The following is a 17,854-nucleotide window of genomic DNA, read 5'->3' as shown; positions in this document are numbered from 1 at the left end:
CCGCCGCCCCGCCCCCCGCCTGCGGAGGCGCCTCGCCCTGCTGGCAGGCCTCGCGGCCGGCGCCGGCCTGTGGAGTTCGACCGCCGCGGCCGCCGAGTTCGACGTCGAGAAGGTGGTCGCGGCCGCCCGCTCGCCCAAGCCCGATCTCGTCCTCCTGTCGGCCCACCGCGGCCTGTGGCGCGACGCCCCGGAGAACACGATCACCGCCATGGACGCCGCCGTTCGGGCCGGGTTCGAGTCGGTGGAGATCGATGTCCGTCTGAACGGCTCGGGCACGCCCTGGCTGATGCACGACTTCGTGCTCGACCGGCTGACGACGGCCACGGGCTATCTGTCATCCTGGCAGGATGAGGCCCTGTCCGAGCTGGTCCGGCTGCGTCAGCGGGATGGGACGGTCACCGAGCTGGGACTGAACACCTTCGCCGAGGCCCTCGACTACTACGCCTCGGAGATGACGGTCGAGGACGGCCGCGTGGGCGGATTCATGCTCGTGGTCGACCTGAAGAGCCCCGCCTCGAGCGACCCCAACGGCGCGAACACCTCGGCCTATGCAGCGCTGAAGGCCTCCTGCCGCGTCCTGGCCGACAAGATCGCCAGCACGGGCAAGCCCTTGGGCGACGGCGTGATCTTCAAGCTCAAGGCCCGTGAAATTCCCACCTCGCCCGAGGTCCTGGAAGCCGATCTGAAGGCTGCAGGCTGCTTCGACGACCTCCTCTTGATGGCCGTCCTGCATCCGGACCCGCGCAACGCCGGACCGGGCCAGAAGGTCCTGCAGGCCTACTTCGACAAGCCCTACATGGTCGGTTTCGAGGCCGTCCTGGAGTATGTCGGCCAGCCGAACGCCACCCAGTGGATCGCCGACCTCAAGGCGGCCGACCGGACCGTTCCGGGTTTCCCCAGCTGGAACGAGTATCCCGAAGGCGTCGCCTCCTCCGACGGGCTCTGCTGCGTCTACCGGACCACCGAGCCGACCCAGGTCACCGACAGGCGCCCGCTCGACTACTCCGGCAGCTTTCTCTTCCACCTCCAGGTCGGAGCGAACTGGCTGACCGCCGACACGGCGCCCTTCCTGAACGACTACCTCGCAGCGCGCGGCCTGCGCGACCTCGACCAGATCCGCTGAGGAGCCCCGCCATGAAACGCCACAACCTGTCCGCCGCCGCCGGCGCCGCCGTGCTGGCGCTCGCCGGGACCGCCGGGGCGCAGAGCGCCTGCGACACGCTCGAGGCCTGTTACCAGAGCGCCATGTCTCACCACACGCTGAGCATCGAAGCCGCCTCGGGCCCCCCGTGCGGCGGCGGCGTCTGCCTGACGGCCGAAGGGGAACGGGACATCACGGTTCCCCTGCCGTCGGAGTACCGCATGGACGGCCGCCCCCTCCATGGATCGGTGCTCATGCCCCGGCGCGTGGGGCAGACCCTGCCGGCCGTGGTGATCCCGGCCAACCACGGGTCCCCTATCCCGACGCCGCCGGAGTCCTCCACGATCGCGGTGTTCTTCTACTACGACCCGAGCTACCTCGCCGCCGACCAGACCTACGCCCTGGTCAGCCTGGCCGATGTGGGGACGTCGCAATCCACGACCTTCGCCATCGGCTTCCGGAACAACCAGTTCCTCGTCGGCCAGAACGGACCGGACAAGGGCTACTGGCAGCCCCTCTGGGACCCTGCCCCGATCATCAACGATCTGGGCTGGGTGGCCCTGTTCATCGACCTGCAGGCCGACGGCAAGCTGCTGCTCAGCGCCTACCAGGCCCCGCCCCCGGCGCTGGCGGACACTCCTGTCCGCCTGAGCGCCGGCCTGCTGGACGCCGGCTGGCCGGTGAAGACCTATCCCGCCGGCATGGCGGCCAAGCCCTATCTGCCGGCCACCAACCTCGTACTGGGGGCGAGCCAGGACGGCGCCGCCCTCGGCGCGCCGACCCTGCCGGGCTTCCAGCGGCTCAGCATGTTCGGCCAGGTCCTCACCGACGGCGAACGCGGCGCGGTGATGGCCAAGGCGATGCCGGCCGGAGCCTTCGCGCAGCCCGCCATCGACTTCGACGCGCCAGGCGACACCAGCGGGCGCTTCCTCAAGGCCTACCTGCCCGTCGCGATCCCGGACGGCGCGCGCCAGATCCGCGTCACCAACGCCTGGAGGCCCTCGCCGACGGCCAGCCTCCTGGCCTTCCAGCGCGGCGCGCAGACCTTCGCGCAATACGGCTTCGCCACCCCGGACGGAACCCGCGGCTGGTGGCACGACTTCACCGCCAGGCCGCCCGGAAAGGTGACGCTGAAGCGCTATGACCCCACCGCCCCGGACGATCTCTGGACCGTGGAGGATCTCGGCCTCAACAACTACCGGCTGATCGCGGTCAACACCGGCTTCGCCCTGACCAACCGCGGCGGGGTCCTGATCATGGACACGGCCGCCGAGACGCCGGGCGCGGATCAGACCTGGCAGGCCTCGGCGCCGCTGGAGACCGGCCCGCCGCCGGCCGAGGCCTTCCCGCGCGAGAACGTCACCTTCATGTCGACCCTCGACGGCCAGGTGATCGGCATGAGCCCCGACGGAACCGAGCTTGTGCTCACCGCGCGCCACGACGCCGACGCGCGCGCCCGGTGGACGGTCAACCTCTATCCCCAGCCGTCGGGGTCGGCGAAGCCCCCGGAGGCCCGGCCGGCCGCCCCGCGCCTCCCGTCGGGGATCACCAACCGCGAACTGATCGAGGACTTCGGCCTGTCGGCCGCGCCTCCCGAGGTCGCGGCCCGCTGAAGCGGTAAGGCTCCGCCTCCGCCGGCGGCCATGGCATGGCGCAGTCGCCGGCCCGCGCGGCCTCGGCCCCCTGGCCGGGGCCGCCAACCTTTTCGGCCTCGGCCGGCGCGTCGATCATCCGTCACATGGCGCTGCTAGGGGACGCCGATGGGGCTGGTGTCCAAGGAACGCGCGGTCTGGCTTGCTCAGCGGATTCTTCCGCATGAGCCGGCCCTGCGCGCCTGGCTCTCGCGCCGCGCGGCCGGACTGGAGGTCGACGACATCGTCCAGGAGACCTACGCCATCCTGGCCGGCCTCGCCGAGGTGGACCACATCCGCTCCCCGCGGAACTACATGTTCGAAGTGGCCAAGTCGGTCGTGCGCCAGGGGCTGCGCCGCTCCCCCGTGGTCGCCTTCGAGGCCCTGGCCGAGGCCGACGGGCTGCAGGCCCCCTCGAACGAGCCTTCCCCGGAAACCGTCGCCGCCGATCGCCAGGAGCTGGGCCGGGTGGCGGCGCTGATTTCGGCCCTGCCGCCCAAGTGCCGCCAGGTCTTCATCCTTCGAAAGGTGCACGGCCTGTCGCAGAAGGAGATCGCCGGACGCCTGAACCTGGCCGAAAGCACCGTCGAGAAGCACGTGGGCAAGGCGCTCGCCATCTTGACGGCGAAAATCGGACGTGGCGGAACCCGGCGGCTGGAGTCATCTACCGATCGTGAGCCCACTGACACAGAGTCCATCGCGCCTCCCTCGGGAGAGCGCCGCCGAAATTGAGGCGGCGGCTGCGGTCTGGGCGGCGCGCGTCGATCGCGGCCCCCTGGCGCCCGAAGAGCAGTCGGCGCTCGACGCCTGGGCCGCCGCCGACCCGCGGCGGGCCGGCGCCTATGCGCGCGCCATGGCGGCCAACGCATATTTCGACCAGGCCGCCGCGCTGGGCCCGAACCTCCGCGCCGACGCGGCGCCCGCCTGGACGCGGCGCCGGACCTTCGCGGCGGCGGGCGGCGCCGTCGCCGCCTCCCTCTTCGGCGTCGTGGGCGCGAACCTGCTGTGGACTCGCGGCCGCATCGCCACGCCCAAGGGCGACGTGCGCCGGATCTCCCTGCCCGAGGGATCGGCGGTGACGCTCAACACCGACACCGCCATCCGGCCCGACTTCAGCGCTTCCGAGCGGCGCGTGGAACTGCTGCGCGGCGAGGCGCTGTTCGACGTGGCGCACGATCCGTCGCGCCCCTTCCGCGTCGTCGCCGACGGCGTGAGCGTCGAGGCGATCGGCACCAGCTTCACCGTCCGTCGCCACGAGGACGGCGCGGTGGAGGTGATCGTCCGCCAGGGCCTGGTGGACGTCCGCCGCGTGGGCGCCGCCTCGGGCGTGCGGCTGCCTGCGGCCACCGCCTCGCGCGTGGACTCCGACCAGCCCATTCTCGCCAAGGCCCTGTCGCCCGAGGCGGTGGACAAGGCCATGGCCTGGCGTGAGGGCCGTCTGGACCTGACCGGCAAGACCCTGGCGGCGGCCGCGGCGGAGTTCGCCCGCTATTCCGACTACGAGATCCGCTTCGAGGATCCGGCGCTGGGGCGGCTGGAGGTCTCCGGGGTCTATTCGATCAGCGATCCGGAGGGCTTCGCCCGCGCCGCCGCCCTGAGCCTGGGCCTGTTCGCCGAGCCGGGCGCAGGGGGCGTCCTCATCAGCGCCTCGGCGGCGTCATAGAAGTTTCACGCCGCCGGAATGGGGGAAGCCGGCCCAACCCGCCTCTAGCTCGGTGAAGCCGTCGGCGCGGTGTCGGCGGAACGGGGGCGACCAATATGAACCGGAAATACCTGCTGGGCTGCGGCGTCGCTGCGGCCGTGGCCAGCCTCGCCGCGCCGGCCGCGGCGCAGGAGCGGACGTTCGACATCCCGGCCCAGGCGGTGGACCAGGCGATCTCGGCCTTCGGACGCCAGTCCGGGCTGCAGATCGTGGCGCCGGGGGTCGAGGACGAGGTGCGCAGCCAGCCGGTGCAGGGGCGCATGGACGCCCGCGCCGCCCTGCGCCGGCTGATCGCCGGCACGGGGCTGGAAATCGCCTCCGACAGCGGCGACCTGATCGTCCTGCGCCGAGCCCCCGCCCCGGCGGACCCGGCGCGGGCGACCACGCTGCAGGACGTCATCGTGACGGCCCAGAAGCGCGACGAGGCCGCCCAGGACGTGCCCATCGCGCTCACCGCCTTCTCCGCCTCGACGGTGGAGAGCTTTCGCCTGGAGAGTCTGCGCGACGTCTCGCGCCTGACGCCCGGCCTGCTGGTCTCGGCCTTCAACCAGTCGAGCCCGACCATCGCCGTCCGCGGGGCGACCAACACCTTCACCCAGATCGGCGCCAACAAGCCGGTGGCCGTGGTCATCGACGACCTCTTCATCCCGCGCAACAGCGCCGCCACCTTCGAGCTGTACGGCCTGAACTCGATCCAGGTGCTGAAGGGGCCGCAAGGGACGCTGTTCGGCCGTAATGTCACCGGCGGCGTCATCGTTCTCGACACCGGCAAGCCGGCCTTCGGCGACTGGGCCGGCGCGGTGCGCGCCGGCGTCGGCTCGCACGACCTGCGCCAGTTCGACGTCTCGGGCGACGCACCGCTGGGCGAGAATGCGGCGCTGCGCCTGGCCGCCTCGGTCAAGACGCGCGACGGCTATGGCCAGGACCGGCTGACCGGCCGCGCGCAGGACGATGCGGACAGCACGAACCTCCGCGCCCAGCTGCGCCTGCGCCCGTCGGAAGACCTGGAGGCCCTGATCGGCGCCGACTACAGCGCCGATCACAACGGCGGACGGACGCTCTCCTCCAAGGCCGCGGGGTCGGACGGCGACCGCCGCACCTCCGAGCTCGGCCTCGCCCAGGCCTTCGACCGCAACCAATGGGGCGCTTCGGCCCGCCTCTACTGGGACTCGCCGGCCGGCCAGGTGACGTCGATCACCGGCTACCGCTGGTCGCAGTCGGGCGAAGACTATTCGGGAACCGGGACGAGCTACCTCTTCCTTCCGGCCGGGGTCCAGACGGTGAACCGGGATGTCGACGAGGTCGGCCTGCTGTCGCAGGAGATCCGCTTTGCGAGCCCGAAATGGGGCTGGGGCGACTTCGTGGCCGGCGTCTATCTGTCCAGCGAGGACGCCAGCCGCCAGCTGCGCGTCCGCAACCTGGCCGCCGGAACCGGCGGCGTGACGTCCGACGTGCTGACCGACCAGGCCGTGGACACGCGGAGCTACGCCATCTTCGCCGACGGCGTCGTCCACCTGCCGGCCCATTTCGACCTGACGCTGGGCGCCCGCTACACCTTCGACGAGAAGAGCGCCTCGCTCCGCCGGATCGACGCGATCAACAGCGCGGGCAGCTTCACCGCGAGCGACCTCTCGGCCGACTGGAGCGAGATCACCCCGCGGGCGGTGCTGACCTGGTCGCCGACCCCGGGCTTTCGGGCCTATGGCAGCGTGACGAAGGGCTACACCGCCGGCGGGTTCAACACCGATGCGGCCACGCTGAGCGCGCTGACCACGCCCTTCGATCCCGAAATCGTCACCAGCTACGAGCTGGGCGTGAAGACGCAGTGGCTCGACGACCGCCTGCGCCTCAACGCCGCCGTCTTCCGCATGGACTATGAGGACAAGCAGGAGCTGTTCTTCAACAGCCTGACCCGCATCCTGACCATCACCAACGCCAGCCAGGCGACGGCGGAGGGCGCGGAGTTCGAACTGGCCTACCGGCCGGCCCCGTGGCTGGGGCTCTCGGCCACCTACGGCTATCTCGACACGGTCTATGATGCGTTCGTCATTCCGGGCGGGGCGACCTACACCGGCAACAGCCTGGGCTCCTCCCCCAGAAACAAGGCGTCCCTCGCCGCCGACCTGGACCTGCCGCTGGCGGATGCGGGCTATCTGATCGGGACGGCCAGCTGGTCCTACACCGACACCTACAACACCGGCGCGGCGGCCGACCCCAACCTGCAGATCGACGACTACGCCCTGACCAATCTGATGGTCGGCTTCGAACCGCGGGGCCGGCGCTGGCGGGCGACCGCCTGGGTCAAGAACGCCGGCGACGTCGACTACGTGCTGACTCCTTCCACCCAGGGCGTGCTGGCCGAGTATCTGGGCGAGCCGCGCACCTGGGGCGTCACCCTCTCGGCGCGCTACTGATGGGACAGCTGACGCGCCGCTCCCTGCTGGCGGCGGCCGTCCTGGCCGCCGGGGGCGGCGCGCGCGCGGACGACCAGGACGCGCCGGGCCGGCCGCTTCGGCCCTGGCGCCCGGGGGGCCTGGACATCCATCACATCGCCACCGGGCGCGGCGACTCCACCCTCATTATCGGTCCGGACGGGTCGAGCCTGATGATCGACGCGGGCGCCGCGGGCACGCCGGCCCCGCCGGCCCTGCCCCTGCGGCCCGACGGCGGACGGCGGCCGGGCGAGTGGATCGGCCGCTACGCCCGGCGGCGGCTGCGCGACACGGGCCAGGCCGGCCTCGACGTCTTCCTGGCCACCCATCAGCACCCGGACCACATCGGCGACGTCGGTCCGGAAAGCCCGCCGGCGCCGGGCGGCGGCTACCGGCTGACCGGCGTCAGCGACGTCGACGCCCTGGCCCCCATCGGCCGCCTGGTCGATCGCGGCTTCCCGGACTACGCCGAGCCGGCCCCGTCCCAGGCGCCCTTCCAGCAGAACTATGAGGCCTATGTGGCGGCCCGGCGCGCCGCCGGCCGCAGCGTCGAGCGCTTCAGGCCCGGGGCGCTGAACCAGCTGCGGCGCGACCCGCAGGCCCGCGACGACTTCCGCATCCGCAACCTGGCGGTCAATGGCGAGGTCTGGACCGGCCAGGGCGAAGGCGCGCGCCGCCTCTTCCCGCCGATGGCCGAGCTGCCCGCGACCGACGTTCCGGAGGAGAACGCCTGGTCGGCCGCGATCGCCCTCTCCTACGGCGCCTTCGACTATTTCGCGGCCGGCGACCTGACGAGCAGCACGTTCGAAGGCGCCCTGCCCTGGCGCGACGTGGAGAGCGCCGCGGCCCTCGCCGCGGGCCCCGTCGAGGTCGCCGTCAGCCCGCACCACGGCATGTTCGACGCCACGGGAGCGCGAGCCGTGGCGGCTCTAAGGCCGCAGGTGTGGATCATCAGCGCCTGGCACGCCCTGCACCCCAGCCCGTCGGTCCTCGACCGGCTGTTCAACGGCCGGCTCTATCCCGGCCCGCGGGCGGTCTTCGCCACCGGCGTCGATCCGGCGACGGCGGCGGCCAGTCCCTGGCTGAGCGGACGCCTGGCCAGCCAGGGCGGCCATGTGGTCGTTCGGGTCGCCCCTGGCGGCGGGCGGTTCGAGGTTGTGATCACCGACAACGCCGACGAGGCCGATCGCGTCCTGGCGGTCTTCGGCCCCTACCCGGCCGGAGGCGGCGGCGCCCCTCCGGCCTGAGGCGCCCCGGGCCTAAGGCGTCACCCCGCAGGCGGCGAGTCTCCGGGCATAGGTGGGGTCGGCCAGCATCGCCTCGGCCGCCGCCAGCGGCCGGTTGGAGACGATGAGGCGCGGCCCCGCGGCGGCCAGGGCCTGATAGGCGCCGGCGTCGGCTGGCGTGCGGTAGACGGCGTCCGGCGTCTGCGGTCCGCCATAGGTTCCCGACATCACCGTCGCGCCCAGGGCCTCGAGCTCGGGAATGAAGCCGGCGCCCACGGCGGCCGGACGCACCATGGCCACGGTGCGCGGTCCGATCAGCCCGGCGGCCCGGGCCTCCTCCAGCATCTTGCGGTCGAAGACCGGGATGGCCAGCACGGCCTCCGGATTGGCCGCCCGCATGGCCTGGGCCTGTCGCACCGTATAGGCCAGGAACATGACGCGGCCCTTGGCGCCGGCCTTCTCAACCTCGGCCATCAGCAGATCGGCGTCGGTCTGCGGCTTGACGTCGAGCAGCAGCAGGACGCGGCCGTCGGCCCACTTCAGGGCGTCGGCCAGGGTGGGCGGCGAAGAGGCCGTCGGCTGGCCCGTCGGATCGCGCTGCTTGAGCGGCGAGACCTGCGCCCACCGCTGTTCGGCGATGACCCCGTGCCCGGTGGTGTTCCGGTCGAGGACGGCGTCGTGGTTCATGAAGAGCACCCCGTCGAAAGTCTGCTGGACGTCGGTCTCGATGAACACGGGCGCGAGCGAGGTCGTGTAGTCGAAGGTGACCAGCGCATTCTCCGGATGCTCGGCGAACGGGCCGCCGCGATGGGCGCCGACCAGGGCGACCTTCTGCTCGCGCAGGCAGGCCAGAAGGTCCGGGATCCGCCCGTCGGCGGCCTTCAGGATCGCGGCGGCGGTGGGCGCCTTGGCGGGGGCGGCCTGGCCGCCGCCCGCCAGGGCGAGAAGGGCGACGCCGGCCATGGCGGCGCCCAGCTTCAGTTGGGTCATGATCTGTCTCCTCGGGCGTTGTTCGAAGGCTAGAAGCTGAGCTTGACGCCCGCATAAAAGCGGCGGCCGAGCACGTCGTAGAGAGCCGGGTCGGTGGCCCCCTCGCCGGTCCAGGCGGGCGGCTGGCGGTCGGCGATGTTGAGCACCCCGCCCCGCAGCTCGACCTGTTCGTTCAGGCGGTAGACGCCGCTCAGGTCGAAATAGTCCATGGCCTTGACGCCCGGCGCGGTGGCGACGGCGGCGCCGACATTGGCCGAGTTGTCCATGGCGTCGATCCAGCGCCAGCGCAGGTTCAGCCGCGCCGGCCCGACCCGGTAGTCGAGGCTGGTGTTCACCTTCCACTCCGGATGGGAGATGGCGTCGGCGCTGATCTGGGCGTTGCCGATGGTGCCGGCGTAGTCGACGAAGGGACCGCCGGCCAGGGTCTGGATCGCGTACCGGTCGGTGTAGGAGACGATCAGGTTGAGCCCCAGGGCGCCGGGGGCGTTGGCCCAGCCGAAGGCTTCCAGGTCGGCGCCCCAGTCGACCTGCAGGTCGACGCCGGAGGTCTCGTAGCCGGCCAGGTTCAGAAGCGGCGTGGTGATGGTCGAGAAGCCGCCGGACGGGCCGCGATGGATCAGCTGGCAGTAGTAGTTCTGCGGATCGTAGGTCGGGTTGGAGGCGCCGTCGCCGTTGAAGCAGCGCTGGGCGATGACGTCGCCGGTGATCAGGCCGATCGCGTCGGTGATCTTGATCTCATAATAGTCCAGCGAGGCCGACAGACGGCTGAGCAGCGGGTGGTCGAAGCCCGAGCGCCAGACGACGCCGGCGGTGTAGGAATCGGCCGTCTCCTCGATGAGGTTGCGGTTGCCCGAGACCTCCGACTGGACCGAGGTGCCCGCGAACCGGTGGGTGTCGATCACCGTCTGGGGCACGCCGGTGGCCAGGCACAGCGCCTTGACCTGGGCCGCCTGGGGACCCGTGCGATAGGCGCTCGAGGCGTCGCAGGGATCGCCCAGGCCCGCCGAGATCCGCCCGACCGTCGTCCCGCTCTGCTCCGTCGGCTGGAAGAGTTCGCCCACCGAGGGGGCGCGGATGGCGCGCTGGTAGCCCCCGCGGACGCTCAGGCCCTCGGCCAGCTCCCAGTTGGCGCCGGCCTTGTAGGTGTGCACCCCGCCCACGGAGTCGTAGTCGGAATAGCGGTAGGCCAGGTCGAGGTCGAGGCGGCGGACGAGCGGCAGGTCGCGCGCGATCGGCGCCAGGATCTCGAGGAAGAACTCCTTCGACGAGGTCTCGCCGTCGGTCGGGCTGGAGAGGCTGGTGGCCAGGACCGAGCCGGTCTGCCGCTGTGCGTCGGGCGAGAAGGCGTAGGTGTTCTTCCGGTGGCTCAGGCCGCTGGCGAAGCGCACCTCTCCCGCCGGCAGGTCGAACAGGCGGCCCTGCAGCGTGCCCTCGACGATCGACTGCTCGAGTTCGGTGGACTCGTGCATCTCGCGCAGCAGAAGGTCGAGGCAGTCCTGGGACGGGCGGTCGAAGGCCAGCGGGTCGAGCCCGCCCTCGCAGAGGCTCACGCCCCCGTCCGGCGCCTCCACCAGGGAGAGGAAGGCGGCACGGTCGATATAGCCGCCCATCTTGGTGTTCTGCTCGGTGCGGCCGAAGCTGGCATAGACATCCCAGCCGCCGTCGATGATGTCGAGGTCGCCGCGCAGGCCGCCCAGGACCTGGGTGACGTTGTAGGTGTTCTCGACGATGTCGGGAGAGTAGCGGCCGGTGTTGAAATAGAGCAGCAGCGGCGCGGTCGGGTTGGGCCGCGAGGCGGCGATGGCCTTCAGCCCCGCGGGCAGGAAGGGATTGGTCACCGGCACGTAGACGTCGCGGGTGATCGCCTGATTGCGGCCGTACCAGGTCTGGTCGGCGGCGTAGTGGGCGTAGTTGAGCTGGCCATAAGCCTCGACCGCCTCGTTCAGCTCATAGCTCACGCGGCCGAACAGGGTCTCCCGCTCGAGGGGCTGCAGAAGCGGCGCGAACTCGCCGATCGGCAGGGCGACCTGATTGTTGCTGGTGATGGTGTAGAGGCCGTCTTCCGGAAAGCGGAAGTTCTGGATGGGGTTGGTGATGGTGAACAGGGTGCCGTCGGTGTTCCGGCTGAAGGCGGCGCTGCGCAGCACCGGCCCGGTCACGCCGTAGGAGGCGAAGACCGCGTTCACCGCCGCCTGCGACGGCAGGTTGGCGGCGTTGGGATAGATCAGGCCGCTGGGGAGCACCGAGGTGATGCCGCCGTCGATGAAGAAGTCGCGGCTGTTCCGGTTGACCCTCTGGCGATCCATGTAGCCGGCCGAGAACATGGCGTGGCCGCGGCCTTCGGCGAAGGCGCCGCCCGCGGCGACGCTGAGGTCGAGAGTCCCGCCGTCCTTGCGCTCCGTCTCGCCATATTGGGCGTCCAGCGTCAGGCCCGAGAAACCCTCGTTCAGGCGGAAGTTGACGACGCCGGCGATGGCGTCGGAGCCGTAGACCGCCGAAGCGCCGCCGGTGATCACCTCCACATTCTCCAGCAGGGCGCCCGAGATGGTGTTGAGGTCGATGGCGCCCAGGGGATCGGAGGGCTGCATCCGCCGGCCGTCCTGCAGCACCAGGGTGCGCACGGCGCCGAGGCCGCGCAGGTTGGCGTTGGCGCGGCCCCCGCGGGCCTGGCTGGTGGAATTGGCGCCGGCGTTGGCGGCGAACTGGGGCAGCTGGTTCAACGTCATGTCGAGCGAGACCGGTCCGGCGGCCTCCAGGGCGCCACGCTGAAGGGTCACGATCGGGCTCTCGGCCACATAGTCCTTCCGGACGATGCGCGAGCCGGTGACGATCACCTCCTCGATCTGCGCGATCTCCTCCGGCGGCGTGGCGGCCGGGGCCTCCTGGGCGTGGGCGGCGGCGGCCCAGCTGACCGCCAGGGTTGAAGCGGCGCAGAGCAGCGACGCGTGGCAGACTTTCATCGTCATATCCCCCGTTGGAGCCCCGTCTGGATCTCGGGGCGTCACAGGGCAGGACGCGGCGGCGCGCCAAATCCTCACCGGCTATTTTTCGCCAGGCTGCGGTGAAAACTGTCACACAGAAGTGGAATGAGCGGGCGGCGCCGGCGCCCCGCGGCCATTGGCGGGCCGACGGCGGCGAGACGCTGGGGCGTGGCTTCTGTGACGTTGAAGAGCGATCTGTCCGCGCCCCCGGCGGCGGCGGATGACGGGCTGGCGGAGCTCAGCGCGCGGCTGCGGCAGCCGTTGATGGCCTATTTCCGGCGCCGCACGGCCGACGCCGCCGAGGCCGAGGACCTGACCCAGGAGGTCTTCATCCGCGCCCTGCGCCGAGAGGGCGAGACCGACGTCCGCTCGGCCGACGCCTACGTCTTCACGATCGCCGCCAACCTGATGCGCGACCGGGCCCGCCGGCGGGCGGCGCGGAGCGCCAACCGCCATGTGAGCCTCGACCCTCTGGCGCCGCGCGGCCCGCACCTGGATCTGCCCGCTGAGGATTCCTCGGCCGAGAGCGTCCTTATAGATCGGGAGCGTCTGCGCCTGGCGCTGGCCGCCCTCGAGGAACTGCCGGAGCGGACGCGGCACGTTTTCATTCTCTTTCGGGTCGAGAAGATGCGCCAGGCGGAGATAGCGGACCGGTTGGGCATCTCCGTCAGCGCGGTGGAGAAGCACGTCGTTCGAGCTGCGGCGCACCTGGCGCGGCGTATCAGGTGAGCCCCTTGCATTCGGTCTTCCACGACATCGCAACGGCCGAGGACGCCGCCGAAGCCGCGGCGGCCCTGTGGCTCGCCCGCAGTGACGACCGCTGGACGCCGGCCGACGAGGCCGCCCTGCAGGCCTGGATCGCGACGAGTCCCGAGAACGCCGAGGCCTGGGCCGACGTGGGCGAGGTGATGGGCCTGTTCGACAGGGTCGAGGCGCTCGAACTGGATGCATTGAGGCGCGAGGCGCTGCGGGCTGCGGAACCGGCGCAGAAGCCGCGCCCGGCCTTGACGCGGCGGCTCCTGGTCGGCGGCGGGATCGCCGCCGGCGTGGCGGCGGCGGGCGTCTTCGCCCTCGGGCCGCAGGCGTCCTGGCGCGCCTACAGGACCGAACCCGGCGAGCGCCGCCGCTTCGAACTCGCCGACGGGTCGCGCCTGACCCTCGACAGCGACGCCGAGGTCCGCGTCCGCTTCACCGGTCGACGCCGCGACCTGGTCTTAAGCCGCGGCCAGGCCCGTTTCGACGTCGCCAAGGACCCCGCGCGGCCCTTCGCCGTGGCGGTCGACGAGCATCTGGTCGTGGCCACGGGGACGGCCTTCAACATCGAACGGGACGCCGCCCAGTCGATGGTCACCCTCCTGGAGGGCCAGGTCGAGATTCGCGCCCGCCGGACGGGCCAGGTGGCCGCGCGCCTTCGGCCGGGCCAGGGCTATCTGCTGGCCGGCGGCGACGGACGCCTGATCTCCCGGGCCGACGTGACCCAGGCCCAGGCCTGGACGGAGGGGCAGATCGTCTTCCAGGACGAGCGGCTGGAAACCGCCGCCCGCAGGGTCAGCCGCTACGCCCCGTCGCGCCCGATCCGGGTGTCGCCGGATGCGCGCGACCTGCGGGTCAGCGGCGTCTTCCCGGCCGGCGATCCGGACGCCTTCATCGAGGCGGTGAGCCTCTATCTGCCGGTCGCCGCCAGGCGGCTGCCCGACGGCTCGGTCGAACTCGGGCTCAGAGGCGCGGCCGCGCCGTGAGGCCAGGCGCAGCTTAGGGCGGAGGTTCGTAGGAAGATGGCGGCGCGCCTTCGACGAACGACCGCCTGGGCCGTGGCGGCCCTGGCCGTGACGCTGGGCCTCGCCGCCCCCCGCCCCGCCCTCGCCCAGGCCGCGCCGTCGGCCAGTTACGACCTCCCGCCGCGGGACCTGGCCGGCGCCCTGGTCTGGTACAGCCTGACGACCGGCCAGCCCCTGATCGTCGACCCGCGGCTCACCCGCGGCCGCCGCTCCGGACGGGTCAAGGACGCCCGCACGCCGAAGGCTGCGCTGGCTCAGCTTCTCGCCGGCACCGGCCTTGCGCCCACGCCGACGCCGAGCGGCGTCCTGATGATCGGCCCCGCCCCGGCGGCCGCGCCGGCGGCGCCTCCGGCGCCCGCCCCCGCGCCGACGATCACCGACCTGCCGGAGGTCGTCGTCACGGCCGAGCGGCGGGCGGGACTGGCCTCCGAGACGCCCATGGCGCTCTCCACCTTCTCCGGCGAGGGGCTCGAGCGGCTCGGCCTGAGAGACATGGAGGCCGTCGCCGCCCTCACCCCCGGCCTGACCATCGCCGCCGCCTCGCCGGCCAGCGCCGGCTTCTCCATGCGCGGCATAACCCAGGCGTCGGGCGACGCCACCCGCGAGCCGCGGGTCTCGGTCTTCCAGGACGGCGTGCCGGCCTCGAAGGAGCGCGGCGCCTATTTCGAGCTCTACGACCTGGAACGCCTGGAGGTGGTGAAGGGGCCGCAATCGACCCTCTATGGCCGCAGCGCCATGACCGGGGCCATCAACGTCATCCAGAACAAGGCCGATCCGGATCGCCCGGCGATCAGCCTGCGCCTGGAGGTCGGCGACTATGACTGGCGCAGCCTTGAGGCGACGGCCAACCAGCCGCTGAGCGAGGTCGCCGCCCTGCGTCTGGCCGTGGTCAGCCGCCGGCGCGACGGCGACACCCCGAACCTGCTGGGGGGCGCGGACCTGCAATCGGTCTCGACCGACGCCGGCCGCATCGTGCTGAGCCTGCGCCCCGCCTGGGGCTCGGCCGACCTGATCGTCAATTACCAGCACGACGAACCGAGCGGCCCAGCGCTCAAATCCTTGACCTTCGCCCCCGCCGATCCCGAGACCGGCCGGCCGCTGGGCGATCTCGACCGCTTTTCGCCGCCCGCCCTGTCCGCCCAGGACGCCCAGGGGCGGCCCCGCCCCCTCGGGCTCGACCGCGAACTCTTCTCGGCCAGTGTCGGGCTGGAAAGACCAATCGGCGAAGGCCTCGTCCTGTCGAGCCTCAGCTCCTTTCGGCGCTTCGCCGCCGACGACCAGCAGGACGCCGACGGAATGGCCCTGCCGATCGTCAGCCTGCTGGAGGAGACGCGGGGGGCCCAGCTCAATCAGGAGATCCGCCTGGCCTACGACGCGGGGGGCGCCTGGCGCGGCTTCTTGGGGATCAATCTCTTCCGCGAGTCGGGCACCCAGCGCGTGCCGATGGTGATCGACGAGCGCCTGCAGCTGGCCCGCATGACGGGCCGGCTCACCGCGCCCTGGCCGGCCTCGAGCGAGAGCCTGCTCGGCCAGGCGGTCCTGGCCGACCAGCTGCAGGCGGTGGCGAGCCGTCGAGGCTACGCGCTGAGCCGGACGACGGCCCTGGCCATAGCGGGCAATCTCAAGCCGACCCATCTGGAGCGCACCCAGAACTACAGCGACGTCGAGGCCTTCGACCTCTTCGCCGATGTCGCCTGGCGGCTCGGGGCGCGGTGGGAAGTCTCCGCCGGGCTTCGCTTCGGGACCGACGCCAAGACGAGCGCCGTCTCGCCGGCCGTCCCGCTGGGGCCCTCGGTCCTGGCCGGGGTGATCGCCGCCGGGACCATGGACGAGACCCGGCGCGGCGCCTTCCTGCAGCATCTGGCCGGTCCCGAGGCGGGGCGCTGGGTCGAGGAATGGCCGCCCTATGGCCTGCTCTTCCAGCCGACGGCGGGGAATGGCGATAAGATCTCCAGCGATCTCGAGGACTCCGGTTGGAGCTGGCGGCTGACGGCGCGCTATGAGCCCCGGGCCGGCTATAGCCTCTACGGCGCCTACGCCCGCGGGCGGCGGCCCACCGTCCTGGTGGCCGGGGCGCCGACGACGCCGCTGGGGCCGGCCAGGTTCGGCGTCGCGCCGGCCGAAACGGTGGATTCCTGGGAGCTGGGCCTGAAGGCCCGGCCGCCGGGCCGGCGGCTGGCTCTCGACGCCGCCGCCTATGCCTATGAGTACCGCGACTTCCAGACCACCCAGATCGAAGGGGGCCAGCTGCGCACGGTGAACGCCGGCGAGGCGAGCGCCTATGGGCTCGAGCTCGAAGCCACGGTCGTGGTCGCACCGGGCGCCACGGCAGGCGCGACCTACGCCTATGGCCACGCGCGGCTGCAGTCGGGCGCCATGGCCGGCAACCGCTTCCGGCTGGCCCCGGACCACCAGGCCTCGCTCTACCTCGACCTGGCCTGGCCCGCCCCCGGCGGGGAGCTGAGGCTGCGTCCGTCCTACAGCTGGCGTTCGAAGTTCTTCTTCTCCGACGACAACGACCGGCCCGAACTCTCCCGCGCCCTCGCGCCGGACCTGGTCCAGGACGAATGGCAGGACGCCTACGGGCGACTCGACGTGCGGCTGGAGTACCGTCCGGCCGGCGGCGGGTGGACGCTGGGCGCCTTCGTCAAGAACGCCCTCGACGAGCGCTACATCCAGGAGGGCGGCTTCATCGGCGAGGCCCTGGGCTATTCCGCCAGCGCCGCCGGCCCGCCCCGGACCATGGGCCTGTCCCTGCGCTGGTCGAGGTGAGCGGCCAGGGCGGGCCGTCCCTCGCCACGCCCGGCCGCCCTGCCGGGCGAGACGGTCGGCTGATCGGCCCAGGGGCGATCGGTGCGCCCGGCGCCGCTCAAGGTTGACCTCGGTCAAGGCGGACCCTGGCCGGACTGACAGGGTGCGAGCCGGTTGAGCCAAGTCGGAACCGCCTCATGATCCCTGCGCCCAGGCACTTCATCGACACGCAGGACGTCTCGCGCGAGGAACTGCTGCAGATCCTGGAGCTGACCAGACTGCTCAAGGCGGCCGACAAGGACGGCGCCTGCCCCAAGCTGCTGGCGGGGGCGTCCCTGGGCATGATCTTCGAAGAGCCGTCGACGCGTACGCGGATCTCCTTCGAGGTCGCCATGACCAAGCTCGGCGGCCACGCCCTCTACCTGAAGCCGGGCGAGATCCATCTCGGCGAGCGGGAGAACATTCGCGACACCGCCCAGGTCATCAGCCGCATGGTCGACGCCATCGAGGCGCGGACGCTGAAGCACGCCACCGTCCTGGAGCTGGCGGCCAACGCCACCGTTCCGGTGATCAACGGCCTGACCGATTACAACCATCCGACCCAGGTGGTCTGCGACGTCTTCACGATGCTGGAGCATCGAGAGGCCGGAAAGCCGATGGAGGAGCTGCGGGTCACCTTCATCGGCGACGCGACGAACGTCTGCTCCTCGCTGATGATGATCTGCACCCAGATGGGGATGCGGTTCACGCACGCCGCGCCGGAACGCTACCAGGCGCCCGAGGCCTGGAGACGCATCGCGCGGGCCAACGCCGAGGCGTCCGGCGGGTCTCTGACGATCACCGACGACGTGGCGACGGCGGTGCGCGACGCCGACTTCGTCTATACCGACCTCTGGTGGTGGATCGGCCAGGAGGCCGAGATTCCAGCGCGCCGGGACGCCTTCATGCCCGCCTATCAGGTGACGGAAGCCTTGCTGGCGCGGGCGCCGGCGCACGCCAAGTTCATGCACTGCCTACCCGCTTCCCGCGGCGTGGAGGTCACCGATGCGGTCATCGATGGCCCCCGATCGATCGTCTACGACCAGTCCGAGAACCGCCTGCACACCGAGAAGGCGCTCCTGGTCCACCTCATCCACCCACGGCTGAAGCGGCCGTCGCCGGAGCTCGCCGCCCATCACCGCGGGCTGATCGAGAACGTCCTCTAGCCGCCGAGCGCAGGAGC

The 17,854-nt window shown here is 71.8% G+C and carries 12 protein-coding genes; 10 read left to right on the top strand and 2 right to left on the bottom strand.

Annotated elements, in window-relative coordinates:
* The 6 genes from H2041_RS14610 to H2041_RS14585 form a co-directional block, all read left to right on the top strand.
* The coding region (locus H2041_RS14610) for a glycerophosphodiester phosphodiesterase family protein (protein ID WP_293413838.1) at positions 1-1,123 on the top strand (1,123 nt) is incomplete at its 5' end.
* 11 nt (positions 1,124-1,134) lie between these two features.
* Complete coding sequence (locus H2041_RS14605; RefSeq protein ID WP_293413836.1) at positions 1,135-2,754, top strand: hypothetical protein; 1,620 nt, start codon at positions 1,135-1,137, stop codon at positions 2,752-2,754.
* 147 nt (positions 2,755-2,901) lie between these two features.
* Positions 2,902-3,504, top strand: a complete 603-nt coding sequence (locus tag H2041_RS14600) for an RNA polymerase sigma factor (protein WP_293413834.1) — start codon at positions 2,902-2,904, stop codon at positions 3,502-3,504.
* The gene (locus tag H2041_RS14595; protein WP_293413832.1) at positions 3,446-4,435 is read left to right on the top strand and encodes a FecR family protein; all 990 of its coding nucleotides are present in this window, start codon (positions 3,446-3,448) and stop codon (positions 4,433-4,435) included. Before H2041_RS14600 ends, H2041_RS14595 begins: the two co-directional genes overlap by 59 nt.
* 95 nt (positions 4,436-4,530) lie before the next feature.
* The gene (locus H2041_RS14590; protein WP_293413830.1) at positions 4,531-6,888 is read left to right on the top strand and encodes a TonB-dependent receptor; all 2,358 of its coding nucleotides are present in this window, start codon (positions 4,531-4,533) and stop codon (positions 6,886-6,888) included.
* The gene (locus H2041_RS14585) at positions 6,888-8,153 is read left to right on the top strand and encodes an MBL fold metallo-hydrolase (RefSeq protein WP_293413828.1); all 1,266 of its coding nucleotides are present in this window, start codon (positions 6,888-6,890) and stop codon (positions 8,151-8,153) included. The genes H2041_RS14590 and H2041_RS14585 overlap by 1 nt, the downstream gene beginning before the upstream one ends.
* A 12-nt stretch (positions 8,154-8,165) precedes the next feature.
* Here H2041_RS14585 and H2041_RS14580 read toward each other — a convergent pair whose 3' ends face one another.
* Together H2041_RS14580 and H2041_RS14575 are read right to left on the bottom strand one after the other, a co-directional pair.
* On the bottom strand, positions 8,166-9,122 hold the full coding sequence (locus tag H2041_RS14580; protein WP_293413826.1) for a glycerophosphodiester phosphodiesterase family protein: 957 nt from the start codon (positions 9,120-9,122) through the stop codon (positions 8,166-8,168).
* Positions 9,123-9,151: 29 nt separating this feature from the next.
* Positions 9,152-12,082 carry a TonB-dependent receptor gene (locus H2041_RS14575; RefSeq protein WP_293413824.1) on the bottom strand — a complete coding sequence of 977 codons (2,931 nt, stop codon included), beginning with the start codon at positions 12,080-12,082 and terminating at the stop codon, positions 9,152-9,154.
* Between the two features lie 198 nt (positions 12,083-12,280).
* Between H2041_RS14575 and H2041_RS14570 the strand changes: the two genes are divergently transcribed.
* The 4 genes from H2041_RS14570 (at position 12,281) to ptcA (ending at position 17,837) form a co-directional block, all read left to right on the top strand.
* Complete coding sequence (locus H2041_RS14570; protein WP_293413822.1) at positions 12,281-12,832, top strand: sigma-70 family RNA polymerase sigma factor; 552 nt, start codon at positions 12,281-12,283, stop codon at positions 12,830-12,832.
* Positions 12,829-13,842, top strand: a complete 1,014-nt coding sequence (locus tag H2041_RS14565) for a FecR domain-containing protein (protein ID WP_293413820.1) — start codon at positions 12,829-12,831, stop codon at positions 13,840-13,842. The genes H2041_RS14570 and H2041_RS14565 overlap by 4 nt, the downstream gene beginning before the upstream one ends.
* Positions 13,843-13,878: 36 nt before the next feature.
* A complete protein-coding gene (locus H2041_RS14560; RefSeq protein WP_293413818.1) occupies positions 13,879-16,653 on the top strand; it encodes a TonB-dependent receptor in 2,775 nt (924 codons plus the stop codon).
* A 176-nt stretch (positions 16,654-16,829) separates the two neighbouring features.
* Entirely contained in the window at positions 16,830-17,837 is a 1,008-nt protein-coding gene (ptcA, locus tag H2041_RS14555) for a putrescine carbamoyltransferase (protein ID WP_293413816.1), read from the top strand.
* Positions 17,838-17,854 lie beyond the last annotated feature (17 nt).

Source organism: Phenylobacterium sp. (assembly GCF_013911965.1).
Taxonomy (GTDB): domain Bacteria; phylum Pseudomonadota; class Alphaproteobacteria; order Caulobacterales; family Caulobacteraceae; genus Phenylobacterium.
The sequence above is the reverse complement of the archived record's forward strand: the minus strand, read 5'-3'. Positions and strand labels throughout refer to the sequence as shown.